Source organism: Aquicoccus porphyridii (assembly GCF_008369105.1).
GTDB lineage: Bacteria > Pseudomonadota > Alphaproteobacteria > Rhodobacterales > Rhodobacteraceae > Aquicoccus > Aquicoccus porphyridii.
In genome coordinates this window covers 108,112-120,967 of record NZ_VINQ01000014.1, presented here as the reverse complement: position 1 = coordinate 120,967, position 12,856 = coordinate 108,112, and the positions used below count along the sequence as shown (strand labels likewise).

The 12,856-nt window shown below is 61.3% G+C and carries 10 protein-coding genes and 3 pseudogenes; 2 read left to right on the top strand and 11 right to left on the bottom strand.

Features of this window, described 5'->3' with window-relative positions; translation table 11 throughout:
- The 6 genes and pseudogenes from FLO80_RS16330 to FLO80_RS16305 form a co-directional block, all read right to left on the bottom strand.
- Positions 1-370: pseudogene (locus FLO80_RS16330) on the bottom strand (transposase); the annotation flags it as partial.
- Positions 371-425: 55 nt separating this feature from the next.
- A pseudogene (locus FLO80_RS16325) lies at positions 426-554 on the bottom strand (SMC-Scp complex subunit ScpB); the annotation flags it as partial.
- A gap of 13 nt (positions 555-567) precedes the next feature.
- Positions 568-1,305 (bottom strand): hypothetical protein, encoded by a 738-nt coding sequence (locus tag FLO80_RS16320; RefSeq protein WP_111364140.1) that lies wholly within the window; start codon positions 1,303-1,305, stop codon positions 568-570.
- Complete coding sequence (locus FLO80_RS16315) at positions 1,302-2,159, bottom strand: carotenoid biosynthesis protein (protein ID WP_188078316.1); 858 nt, start codon at positions 2,157-2,159, stop codon at positions 1,302-1,304. Before FLO80_RS16315 ends, FLO80_RS16320 begins: the two co-directional genes overlap by 4 nt.
- 71 nt (positions 2,160-2,230) lie before the next feature.
- A complete protein-coding gene (locus FLO80_RS16310) occupies positions 2,231-2,773 on the bottom strand; it encodes a hypothetical protein (RefSeq protein ID WP_111364144.1) in 543 nt (180 codons plus the stop codon).
- The gene (locus FLO80_RS16305; protein ID WP_111364146.1) at positions 2,770-4,932 is read right to left on the bottom strand and encodes an efflux RND transporter permease subunit; all 2,163 of its coding nucleotides are present in this window, start codon (positions 4,930-4,932) and stop codon (positions 2,770-2,772) included. Before FLO80_RS16305 ends, FLO80_RS16310 begins: the two co-directional genes overlap by 4 nt.
- A gap of 218 nt (positions 4,933-5,150) precedes the next feature.
- Here FLO80_RS16305 and FLO80_RS16300 point away from each other — a divergent pair.
- Positions 5,151-5,894: pseudogene (locus FLO80_RS16300) on the top strand (IS6 family transposase).
- Positions 5,895-5,947: 53 nt separating this feature from the next.
- Here FLO80_RS16300 and FLO80_RS16295 read toward each other — a convergent pair.
- From FLO80_RS16295 to FLO80_RS16275, 5 genes are all read right to left on the bottom strand, one after another.
- On the bottom strand, positions 5,948-6,847 hold the full coding sequence (locus tag FLO80_RS16295) for an ABC transporter permease (protein WP_246156708.1): 900 nt from the start codon (positions 6,845-6,847) through the stop codon (positions 5,948-5,950).
- A gap of 10 nt (positions 6,848-6,857) precedes the next feature.
- Complete coding sequence (locus tag FLO80_RS16290; RefSeq protein WP_111364150.1) at positions 6,858-7,793, bottom strand: ABC transporter permease; 936 nt, start codon at positions 7,791-7,793, stop codon at positions 6,858-6,860.
- Positions 7,793-8,815, bottom strand: coding sequence for an ABC transporter ATP-binding protein (locus tag FLO80_RS16285; protein ID WP_111364152.1), 1,023 nt, complete (start codon positions 8,813-8,815; stop codon positions 7,793-7,795). The genes FLO80_RS16290 and FLO80_RS16285 overlap by 1 nt, the downstream gene beginning before the upstream one ends.
- Positions 8,812-9,840, bottom strand: coding sequence for an ABC transporter ATP-binding protein (locus FLO80_RS16280; RefSeq protein ID WP_111364154.1), 1,029 nt, complete (start codon positions 9,838-9,840; stop codon positions 8,812-8,814). Before FLO80_RS16280 ends, FLO80_RS16285 begins: the two co-directional genes overlap by 4 nt.
- A gap of 77 nt (positions 9,841-9,917) precedes the next feature.
- On the bottom strand, positions 9,918-11,570 hold the full coding sequence (locus tag FLO80_RS16275) for an ABC transporter substrate-binding protein (protein ID WP_111364156.1): 1,653 nt from the start codon (positions 11,568-11,570) through the stop codon (positions 9,918-9,920).
- A 234-nt stretch (positions 11,571-11,804) separates the two neighbouring features.
- On the opposite strand from FLO80_RS16275, the gene FLO80_RS16270 reads away from it, so the two are divergent.
- Complete coding sequence (locus FLO80_RS16270; RefSeq protein WP_111364158.1) at positions 11,805-12,626, top strand: sugar phosphate isomerase/epimerase family protein; 822 nt, start codon at positions 11,805-11,807, stop codon at positions 12,624-12,626.
- Positions 12,627-12,856 lie beyond the last annotated feature (230 nt).

Genomic DNA, 12,856 nt, shown 5'->3' with positions numbered 1-12,856 from the left:
CGGTGCTGGCCCAGGACACGACAAGCCCGACGCTCAGAGATTGTGAACGTGCTGCGCACATGATCGATGCAGGCCCGGCGGCGAGCGGCGCTCAGAAGTTTCCCCGTGCAGCCTCCTTCAGGATGAGCTTGTCCAACGTCAGGTCTGACACAGCTTTCCTCAGCCGTTCGTTCTCTTTCTGGAGACGCTTCAACTCCCTGAGTTGGTCGGTTCCCATACCGCCATACTGCTTGCGCCAGCGATAATAGGTCTGCTCGGTAATGCGAACCTCGCGGATCGCATCCACCCGCGCCATGCCTTGCCCGACAAGCACCTCAACCTGCCGCAGCTTCGCGACAATTTCCTCGCGCTTGTGTCGTTTCGTAGCCATTCTGATCCTCCGTTTTCCTAAACATAACGGCGGACCACTTCATTGGGGGAGGATCAATCAGGTTACGTCTGACCTCCTTGCCGACGATGTCCTTCAGGCCATCGCGGGTGACGGGCTGATGGTAGGCGATGGTGGCGAGTACCGCAACGTCGAACTCGCTCAGGTCGAGGAACTGATCACCCACTCCCTCCGGCGATTCAGAGGTCTTGAGGTGAATCCTTCCCCCAGTATGTCGTACGCGACCTCGCCGTGGCAGCGACCACTTTGCCGTATCCTGTGCGGCGCCACCATTGAAACACCGACAGCCACACCGGCCTCAGCGTGTACAGCCCGACGCGATAGAGCTTGAGAACAATGCGCCGCCAACCTGCCTGACGGGCGTGGTGCAGTGCCACGTAATCAAGTGCTGCATGGTAAAATGCGTCATCCGCAATGCCGCCGAAAATCTTTTGGCGTTCGGCAAGCGATGCTGATCCCGATCCGCACCGGTGCGCAATATCTTTTTCCGCCAAAGACATGGCATGCCCCAGGTCACCGTGCGTGTGTGCCCGGGCACCCACTGAAATCAGGATCAGGTGTGCCGAAATCGGCGACTGGATGGTCTGACGTCGCGCCATGCGGTGATAGCTGCGCCAATGCGGCGCGATGGTATCCAGCGGATGGTCGATCCGGTCCAGCACGTGGTCTTTGTAGAACTGCAAGAAATGGCAAATCACGCGATAGGCATATTCGCTGTCTTCGCGGTCGGCCAGGCGGGCAAGCCAATGCCGCGTCGTACAAAGATACAACTCGGCGAACAACTGGTGGATGTGATGGGGATGGTCGGGTCCGGTCGCCCTGAACGCCTCGATCATCGTGCAGAGCTCTCCGTCCACGGTTTCGGCCCTGGTCTTCCAGCGGTGCAGCTCCACGCTTTCCGTATCCGGTCGACTCATCGCGTGGCCTTTCCGGTCGACCTGCCATCGCGCGGGAACGGCGCATCATATCGCTCCGCAACGGTCGTTTTGAGTGCCCGGAACAGCCCAAGAGCCATCGCTGGGATCAAGGTACAAGATGCGATCATCGCAACTGACGTAAAAATCTCCTGAACCCGGAGTTCGGTTGCATTGACGAACCCCTGCGATTGGCCATGTCCCGTAAACGGGTTCAGCAAATACTCTCCGGCGAAGGCGGCATAGGCAATGGGAATGGACAGCCAATACCCTTTGTCCTGCACCAATCCGGGCACAATGCGTGGAGCCTGCTGCCCGAGTTGCAAGGCAAAGCACTGAAACATCACCCATGTGACCAGAAACCAGCCAACATAATTCGTGACTGGTACGCCGAAATACGCCCCGCCGTCGATCCAGACCCACCTGCCTTCGACCGTGGCACGCAGCGGGTCCATGGACAAATCCCACAATACCATCAGGAAGGCCGCCAGCAAAGGCGTCCGCCATGCCGATTGCGGGGCCAGCTCCACCGTTCGGCCGTCCAGCATAAGAGTTGCTAGGGACCACGCAGCATAGCCCATCACCAGATAGGCCGGGAGAACGAAGACCGGAACATGCCCGATGAAGGGGGCCATCACATCTGTGTAATGGTAGCGGCCGAAGGGAAACCCGGTCAGCACGCTGAGGCTTTCAAAAGTCCAGCCGACGGCGAAAACCGTAACGACGAACCGCAGCATCATTGGCCCGCCATAACGCAGGCCGCCATGCCGGATGACATAGGCCAACAGCGCTGCGGCAACGATGGCGGGAGAAAGGTGTTTGATCCACCCCCCGGGGGCGCCGAAGGCATAGATCATGTTCCCGGCCCAAGCCAGTATCGCAAGCGTGATCAGCCATCCGGTTCGGCGGCCCATATCCGCCCCCCCGATCATGGCATACCCTGCTTCCGCTGGAAATCCATGGCGAGGGTTTGTCTGGCGCTCGCCGCATCTGCGGGCTGGAGCCAGTGCAGCATACGAAACGCGTTCTTAGCCGGCAACTTGATCACGAAGCGCGATTGAAACTGAGCATCATCCAGAATGATAGGTGCGCGCGATACGATGTCCAGCCCTGTGCGAGTTACCGTTCCGGCATATTGGGTCGTGCCCTCAACCCCATTGGCCCGCGCCGCAGCACGGACCCGATTGTCGCCGTCCAGAACGGCACGCAGCGCAAACCGCGACCGGCCCGAAGGGATGGCACATGTCCCGGTAATATCCAGTACCGCCTTATCCTCACCCTGTGCGATCTCTACCCGGCATCGACCGGTCTGGGGCACGGCCTCATATCCGTTTGCCAACGTGCCAGTGCCGACCCAATCCCCGGCCAGTGCTTCTGCCAGCGACTGTGCCTGCGCCTCTGCGGAACCGCCGTAAAGTACGCCACAGATAAGAAACGCGGCGTAAGCCCAACTATGCGCCCGGGGCTTCACAGATGAAACCTTTGGATCATAGCCGGTAAAATCAGCAGATCTGAAATTAACGCGAGAAAAAGCACAGTAATTGCAAGCATACCGAAAACTACTACGGTTGGCAGGGTTGCGGCAAGTGTGCTGCTCAGTCCTGCCGTGAGCACCAGGGTCGTGATGACAAGAGCCGGTGTCACTTGTTGCATCACCGGTCGGATATGTAGACAGGCCGGTCGCAGGCCGTTGGAGGCCAACCGCAGGCGATTCAGGACATGGATCGTATCATCGACGGAAATTCCGAAGGCGAGCGTCAGTGCAATCCCGGCCGCGAAGGACAGCCCGTGACCGCTGACGCCCATACCCGCGCCCGCCAGCGCCACGGGCAACACATTCGGCACCAGTGCCAGCAGACCCAGCTTTGCACTGCGAAGCCAGATCGCGATGATGAGGCCCGAGGCGGCAATGGACAGCAGCAGGCTCACACTCAGGGCCCGGATCATCGTTTCGCTGACAAAGGCCGACATCACATAGGGGCCCGTCACGCGTCCCACCTGATCTGCCAGATCCGGCAGCAACGCCTCGTCCAGCCTCTGCTCGATGGCCCGGCTCAGCACGCGGGTGTCCCTGGCTCCGGTGTCGTCAAAAAGCACCGACACCAGAAACCGCCCGTTGGCGCCACCTATCAGAGCGTTCTGAACCCATGGGGCCATAGACCTCATCAGCTCATCCAAAGACAGTCCCGCTGCGGCGGCTGCATCTGCCATCGCCGCCAAGGATACAGCATTTTCCGCCAACGGTTGTGGCAACGCCGCGATAATGGAACGCGCCATGTCCACTGGTTCGCCCGATCCGGCCTCCACAGGTATTTGTATCGCGGCCATAGCCCCGAAATCCCGTTCGATCTGTTCCAGAACGGCGCGCGCGGGATCGTTTTCCCGCAGGTTTTCGTCAAATGAAAAGCGCGGGGATGCCGTCAGATAAAGGCAAGCTGCAATTGCCGCGACGCCGATCGCGGCAATTGAAACCGCACGCGGGGCCGCCAGCCCTATCCTCGGAAGAATCTGCCAGTCGAACAGGCGCGATGTCATTCTATGTTGCGGCAGATAAATCCGATCCGGCGTCAAAACCCGCAGCAAGGTGGCCCCTACAAGGCCGTTGGCCGCCAACACGCCAAAACACGCCACGATCATCGCCAAGGCGCCCCCTGCCCCCACCCCTGCCAGAACCGCGGACCCCGACACACCGAGCGATGCAAAGGCGATCGCGGTCGTCAGCGACGTCAGCAATGCTGCCGGGCCAATCCTCCGCAGAGCCGGCCAGACCGGGCTGGCCATGCCATCCTTCGTCAACGCGCGCTGGTCCAGGCCCACATGAACGGCGTCCGAAAACGCCAGCGCCAGCACCAGAACTGGTAACGCGATCGAAATCACGTTGATCTCGATCCCCATCCATCCCATCACACCCATGGCCCACAGCACTGCGGTTCCTGCGGAAAGAAGCGTGATCAAAGCGAGCCAGAAACTGCCCATCGCGAGCACCGCGACAGCGGTGCCCAGGATTGCTCCTGCCCCGTTCAGCACCAAAAAATCCTGCACCAGCAGCGCACGAGAACGGTCCAGGATGACTGGCAGGCCGCTGATACCGAAATCAAGTTCGCCGTCGGCCAGGTGTTGCGTTGCGAGAGACCGGATCACATCGAGGTCAGATGTGTCGGCAACGCCTAGAACAGTGACGAGAGCCGCTTTGCGGTCCTCCCTCAGGAAACGCGACAGCAGAGGTTGAGTGTCAAACGCCCGGGCCCAAGCGCCCGCGGTCGGACCCCTCAGCCGGTCCAGAGTGACCGCTGCGCCTTGGTCATCGGGCACTGGAATCGAAAGAGGAGACAGGACGGTCCACGTCTCCCCCGCCAGTTGCAGCTCGATCAGAAAGGTTTCGAGTGCGGCCAGACTCTCGGGGGCGGCAAGGTCTTCGCCCTCCACCCGGATCAGCAATTCGATTGTTTCACCGAACTCTTCGGCAAAGGCAGCGTAATCTTGATACCGAGCCGTATCGCTTTGAAAAAGCCGGTCCAGTCCGTGCCCGAATTCAAGCCGCATCAGCCCGAGAGTAGCCAGACCATCAATCAAGAGCAGAACGATCCAGGCCGCAATCAGCCCGGATTTATGACCGCGATCACCACTCAAGGTGCGCCCATAAAGAACTTATTGCCAATGCGAAATTCCCATTCACAAACGACAGTTTCTCGTTGCCCAAGCAGAGAACGACACCAGTGTATCTCTGTTTGACCGAGGCCGTCTTAGGCAAACCCTCTCAGGGGACTTGTCAGGGAACGCGTTCTGATATTCCAATAGGTCTCATTGCCAATTTGTTTGCGCGCTGACCTCAGTCCAGAGAGTTCAGCATGAAGATACCATCGGACATGCCGCGTCTGAAAGGCTTTCGTTTTCCCCGGGGCGTTGTTGCCTATGCCGTTTGGGCCTACCACGGGTTTTCGCTAAGCACGGCGGATGTAGAAGACTTGCTCGCCGAGCGCAGTGGATCGTAGGCCGGGAGACAGTTCGGCAGTGGGTGAACCGGTTTGGCGGGCATTTCGCGTCATGTATCAAACGCGATCGTCCCGGAGCGGCAGACAAATGGCACCTCGATGAGGTTGTCATATCAATGGGTGGCGAAAAGTACTGACTCTGGCGTGCCGTTGATGCAAATGGGGACGGTGCTCGACATCTTTGTGCAAAAGCAACGTAACGCCAAGGCGGCCAGGCGCTTCCTGCAGCGGTTGATCAATCGTTTTGGCGAACCCCAAGTGATTGTCACGGATAAGTTACGCAACTACATCAAGCCAATTCGTGACTTGGCTCCCGGCGCCGACCATCGCGCACATAATGGCTTGAACAATCGGATCGAAGGGTCACATCGACCAACCCGAAAACGAGAAAAGCTCATGGGGCGGTTCAAATCACCTAGTCAGGCCCAGCGTTTCCTTGCCGCCCATGACCAGATCAACATCGTCTTCCGACCCCGTCGTTATCGCCTCTCTGCATCTTCTTATTGCCACGCTCGAACCGATGCGTTCAAACTATGGAAAGACTACACCGTTGAAATGACCCCTGATCGGACCGGCTCGGGCTCGTACAAGCAACGCTAAACAAGTTGGCAATGCCACGGGTAGGAGTACTATGGAACAAGTTTGGCGTAGACCTACCGTAGCGTTGGATCGAACAGATCGCGCAACCAGTCACCCAGCAGCGATACGCACAGTGTGGTCACCACAATCACCGCCGCCGGAGCCAGCATGATCCAGGGGGCCGACTGGATGTAATCGCGCCCGTATCCCACCATTGCGCCCAGGCTGGTTTCGGGAGGCTGCACCCCCAGGCCGAGGAAGGACAGACCCGATTCCAGCAAGATTACTTCGGGAAAATTCAGCGTCATCGACACCAGAAGGGTCGAGGCAATGTTGGGCAGGATGTGCAGGCCATAAATACGTGAGGGTGAGGCCCCCAGATCACGCACCGCGGCGGCGTAACCCTGATCCTGTGCGGCAATGGCCAGACCGCGCGCGATCCGCGCAATCCTTTCCCAGCCATAAAACCCCAGCAGGATGGTGAACAGCGTCAGCGAATTACCCAGGAAAGCCAGAACGGCCAGCGCGATGATCATGAAGGGCATGGCTGCCTGCGCGTCGATCACCATCAGGATCGTCTGTTCGGCCCGCCCGCGCAGAAAAGCAGCCAGAAACCCCAGCGCAACACCAATGGTGGCGGACACCAGCGTGGCCAGAAAGGCGATGGTCAGGCTGATCCGGATCGAGGCAATGAGGCGCGACACCACATCGCGGCCCAATTCATCTGTGCCCAGTGGATAGGCCCATGTTCCGCCCATACCAACGGGTTCGGACAGGCGCTCGGACAGGTTCATCGCCATGAAATCGCGCGGGGCGACCAGGTGGCCAAGACCTGCCACCGCCAGCATCAGAACGATCCAGAAGATCGACAGCAGGATCAGTATCGGGTATTTCTGGAAGAACGCGCGCGCCCGCGATTTCGCGGTAAAGACCGAGGCCGAGCCTTGCCGGGGGTCGGGTGTTGTGATGGTCATGTCGGGTTCCTTATTTCGCGGTGGACAGCGTGCGGATGCGCAGGCGCGGATCGACCCAGCCATAGGCCAGATCGACCATCAGATTGGCAAACACCATGGTGAAACCGATCAGAATCAGGATGGTCTGCACCACCGCCAGATCGCGATTGGCTACCGCCCCTACCAGCAACCGGCCCAGACCGGGCCAGGAAAAGATGCTCTCAATCACAACCGCCCCCGCCACCAGCGAGCCGACCATGAAACCGATGATGGTCAGCACCGGAATGGCAGCATTGGGCAGGGCGTGGCGCAGCACCACCGCGCCCCAACTCAGCCCCTTTGCGCTGGCCGTGCGAATATAGGGCTGGCCCAGAACCTCGAGCATGGCCGAGCGGGTGAAGCGCGCGATCACCGCCGCCCCGATCATGCCCATCGAGATCACAGGCAATATGGCGTGGGCCCAACTGCCCGATCCGCCCGAGGGCAGCCATTTGAGTTGCACCGCAAAGACCATCGCCAGCACCAGCCCCATCACGAAACTGGGCACGGTAAAGCCCACCACCGACACGGTCATGATCGCGCGGTCGATCCATGTGTTACGGTTCAGCGCGGCGAACACCCCGGCCCCCAGCCCCAGGATCAGGTTGAACACCAGCGCGGGCAGGGTAAGTGCCAGTGTCATCGGCACGCGGTCCATCACCACATCCAACGCGGGGCGGCCATCGCGCATCGACCGGCCCAGATCACCCTCGGCAATGGCACCGAAATACTTGAAATACTGCACGATCAGTGGCTGATCAAGGCCCCAGTTGCGGCGGAACGCCTCGTAGGCCTGCTCGGGCGCGTCGGGTCCAAGGATGATGATCGACGGATCGCCGGTCATCCGCAGAATGATGAAGGCCAGCGTGACGATCAGCACCACGGTAACTAAAGCACGGGCCAGACGGGACAGGGTATAGAGCAGCATCAGGCGACCTTTGCTTTGAGCGCACGCGGGGCAGGAGACAGATCACCTCCGGCGGATTGGGCGAGATGGCAGGCGACGGCGCGGCCTGCGTCGCGAACCAGGCTGGGCACTTCGGACCGGCAGCGGGCAACAGCGGCGGGGCAGCGCGGGTGAAACGGACAGCCGGACGGCACATCGACAGGATTGGGCGGATCGCCAGGCAAAACGATGCGGTTGCGCGCGCGGCGGTGCGGGGTGGGCGCGGCCGATACCAGCGCCTGCGTATAGGGGTGCAGTGGCGCGTGAAACACCTGATCGGGCAGCCCCTCCTCGACGATGCGGCCCAGGTACATCACCACCACCCGGTCGGCCATCTGGCGCACCACTTTCAAGTCATGACTGATGAACAGCGCAGCAAAGCCGGTGCGGTCGCGCAGATCCGACATCAGGTTCAGCACCTGCGCCTGAATAGACACGTCCAGCGCAGACACAGGCTCGTCACAAACCAGCAATTCGGGGTCTAGCGCCAGTGCCCGAGCGATCACCACGCGCTGCCGCTGCCCGCCAGACAACTCGTGCGGATAGCTGCCCGCCTGATCGGGGCGCAGCCCCACTGAGGCCATCAGTGCCGCTGCGCGCTCGCGCCGCTCGGGGCGGGGCATGTCAGGGCAGTGGATGTCGAAGGGCTCGCCGATCTGTGCAACGATGGGCAAGCGGCGGTCCAGCGCGCCCAGCGGATCCTGATAGATCATCTGCATGCGCCGCCGCAGCCGCCGCCAGTCGGCGCGCCTGTCGGTGGGCACTGGCGCTCCGTCAAACCGCACCTCACCCGAACTCGGGGGCACATGGCCCAGCACCAGTTTAGCGGTGGTGGATTTGCCGCAGCCGGATTCACCAACCAGCCCCAGAACCTCGCCCCGCGCCAGATCGAAATCGACGCCGTCCACGGCCTTGAGCGTGGCCGGACGGCCCAGCAAACCACCGGGCAGGCGCACCGGGTAATGCCGCGCCAACGCGCGGGCCGAGAGCAGAACATCGCTCATGCGTTTGCCCTTTCGCGTGTCTGTGGGGCGGCTGCGACACTATTTTGGCCACACCACAGCGCATCCATGCGCGCACAGGCAACGTGCCGGGCGGGTGCGTCCGGTAAGACGCGCAGGGTCGGCGGGGCTGTCTCGCACACCCCGTCAACATGGGCGCAGCGCCGGGCAAAGGCGCAACCGGGCGGCAGCCCGTTGGGGGCAGGAACTGAACCTGGGATGGCGGCCAATCGCGCACGCGGGCCGTCCAGATCAGGCAGGGCAGCGAGCAAACCGCGCGTGTATGGATGGCCGGGCGTAGCGAACAGATCGGCAGCGGGGGCCTCTTCGATCACCCGTCCCGCGTACATCACCGCCACCCGGTCGGCCATGTCGGCGATCACCCCCAGATCATGGGAGATCAGCGCCAGCGCCATGCCGGTTTCACGTTGCAGATTGCCCAGCAGGTCCAGGATCTGCGCCTGAATCGTGGCATCCAACGCGGTTGTGGGCTCATCCGCGATCAGCAGGTCAGGCTCGCCCGCCAGCGCCATGGCGATCATTACCCGCTGGTTCATGCCCCCCGACAGCTCGTGCGGGTATTCATTCAGCCGCTGGGCTGCGTTGGACATGCCCACACGGTCCAGCAGGCGGCGCGCCTCGGTTCGGGCGGCATCCCCGCGCAGGCCGCGATGGAGCGCCAGTGCTTCACCGATCTGGCGGCCCACGCGCTGCACCGGGTTCAACGCGCTGGCAGGGTCTTGAAAAATCAGCGCCACGCGCCCGCCGCGCACCTTTGACAGGGCGCGCGGACCCATCCCCAGCAGGTCATCGCCGTCAAACAACACCTGCCCTGAAACGCGTGCGCCGCCCAGAAGGCCAAGGGCTGCCAGCCATGTGATCGACTTGCCGCACCCGGATTCCCCCACCACGCCCAGTGTCTCGCCACGGCGGATCTCCATGTCGATCCCGTGCAACGCGCGCACGAAGCGCGGGCCGGTGTCGAAATCCACGGTCAAGCCGCGCAACTGCATCAGGGGGGTGGTCATGGGTGGCTCCGTTTGGGGGGAAATCAAAAGCAAATGGCCCGGACCGCATGATGGCGGCCCGGACCGGCTGGGGGCGGTTACTGCATACCCTTGATGCGGAAATTCTCGGTGCGGAAGTCCATCGACTGCAGGCCCGACCATTCCCATTCGATATCCTGGCGTTTGCCGTAGAAGATCGCGTTCTGGTGCAGCACGGTATAACCGGGATCTTCGCGCTCGATGATCTCCAGCATCCGGGCAAAGGCAGCCTTGCGCGCGTCCTGATCCATCGAGCGTTCCAGGATCAGGCAGTTCTCGTTGAACTCCTCATTGGTCCATTCGCCGGTCTGCTGCTGACCGCCGTTCTGGCAATGCTGGTTCACGATCGAGGCCACCGGATCGGGGAAGGGGGCCGAGTTCGACCAGTCGCGGATCGCGCGCTTGCCATCGCTGGGGTCGGTGATCTGCTGCCAGTTTTCCTTCATCTGGAAGTCGATGTTCAGACCGATCTGGCGCAGGCTTTCGGCACTGATCTGCGCCGTCGAGACCTGGTTGGTGTAGTAGTTGTTCAGCACGCGCATCTGGATCGGCTCGCCATCATACCCGGCCTCGGCCAGCAGGTCCTTGGCCAGTTCGGGGTTGTACTCGGGCACTTCCCAGCCGTCGATGAACATATCGCCATAGTATTCCCACTGCAGACCGGCAGGCACGCGGGTGCGGCCGCCCCAAAGGGCATCGACGATCGCCTCGCGCGGGATGGCATGGGTGATGGCGCGGCGCACCAGCGGATCCTGCATGGCACCGTTGTTCTTGTCGAACACCATCAGGCGGTGGTTGGTGATCGGGCCGCCAACGACATGAAACCCGGCTTCGCGTTCGATCAGGTCAATCTGATCCGGGGGCACATCGGTAATGAAGTCATATTCACCCGACAGCAGACCGTTCACGCGGCTGGCCACCTCGGGCACCACCAGGAATGTCAGCTTCTTGATCGGGGGCGTGCCGCCCCAGTACTCGTCATGGGCCTCAAGCTCCAGAATGGTGTCATCTTCGAAACGCACCACCTTGTAGGGGCCAGTGCCGATGGGCTTTTGCGCGTGCGCAAGCCAGCTTTCGGCGGCGGCATAGCCCTGCTGCGAATAGATTTCCGAGCCATAACGCGAGATGCGACCGATCAGCGTGGGGTCTGGCTGCGTGGTGACGAAGCGCACGGTCATGTCATCGACCTTTTCCACGCGCTCCAGCAGCGGCCATGAACGCTTGTAGATCGCGGCGACCTCGGGCGGAGGCACTTTGCCCTGCACGCCGGACACGTTCGAGGTGAACAGCTGCTTGCCGTCTTCCTGGGCGGCCATCTGCTCGGGCAGCATCCCGAAACGCTCGGGCGAGAAGGTAAACACTACGTCATCAGCATCCAGCGTGTCGCCGTTGTGGAACACGACGCCCTCGCGCAGAGTCAGTTCCACCGTCAGGTCGTCAACCTGCCGCCACTCTGTCGCCAGCATGGGTTTTTGCGGCAGGTCCAGTTCCTGGCGTTCGAAATCGATCAGCGATTCAAAGATTGAGAAGAACACGCGCGCGCCCACGTTCGAGCGTTCGCGCATCACATCCAGCGCGCCGGAGGTGACGATATCCTGCACCGCCACGGTAATCTCGGGGCGATCGTCCGCAAGGGCGGGCAACGGCAGAGACAGGGCGGCGATGAAGATCGCGGCACCCGGAGCCTTTGTCAGGGTCTTGAGCAAGGTCATGAAGTCCTCATTGGGATGAACGAAAGATATCGCCATCGTAGGGTAGAGCGCATGACGGCGCGGCAACGCGAGCGTGACATTTTTTCTAATACTTGATGTCGCTTGGGTATCACCTGGATGACAGCGCCCGCAGCCCCTTCTTACGCCCGCCATGAAAGCGTCACCCACCCGTTATATGCCTGTTACCGCACGGACCTAAAGTTGGGGCATTGTCAATCTGAAAGGATAAATGACATGACCTCAGATCTTCCTGTGATCGGGGCCTGCCTGCCAGTCGACGCGCTGGCCGACTACCGAGATTGGCTGCTCGAGGCCGACCGCGACATCGAGGTGCAAAGCTTCTTCTTCGCCGAAACGCTGGACAATGACTGGCAGCCGCTGGCCGAAGAGACCCGCCGCCAGTTGGACGGTCACAAGGGCCGCATCGGCATCCACGGCCCGTTCTGGGGATTCACCATTCATTCGATGGACCCGGCGATCCGCCGCGTGGTCGAGATGCGGATGATGCAGGGGCTGGATGTCTGCAAGGCCATCGGCGCAGATCAGATGGTGATCCATTCGCCCTACACGACCTGGGATCACAACAACCTTGATAACATCCCCGGATCACGCGCCAAAGTGATCGAGTTCACCCATGACACGCTGGATGCGGTGGTCAAACGCGCCGAGGATCAGGGCGTAACCCTGGTGATCGAGAACATCATGGACATCAACCCCGCCGAACGTCGCGCGCTGGCCGACAGCTTCAATTCCGACCGGGTGAAACTGTCGGTGGACACTGGGCACGCGCATTACGCTCATGGCTCGACCGGTGCGCCGCCGGTGGATTACTTTATTCAGGATGCTGGTGCGCAGCTTGAGCATGTGCACCTGCAGGATGCCGACGGCTATGCCGACCGGCACTGGAGCCTCGGCGAAGGCACGATTCTGTGGGACGCGGTGTTCCGCGCCATTGCAGAGCTGGACCACGGCCCGCGGCTGGTTCTAGAACTGCGCGACAAGACTCGCATCCCGCGCTCGATGGCCTATCTGACCGAGCGCGGTTTGGCACGCTGATACGGCAGAAAACAGTTCTCTGATCGCGGTATTGTCAAGGGTATTCGGTTCGTTGTCCGCTGGGGTCTTGGTTCTTTCCGAAGTCAGGCGATGCTGCTTCATGATGGCGTCCGGGACTGATCGTCTGGAATGTCATTCACGAGGTTGATGCTGGTTGCGCCATCTCGACCGCCTTACGCGAGATCGATCTGCCTCCGTCCCGGAGGACACCGGACCGGGAGTGGGCAAAT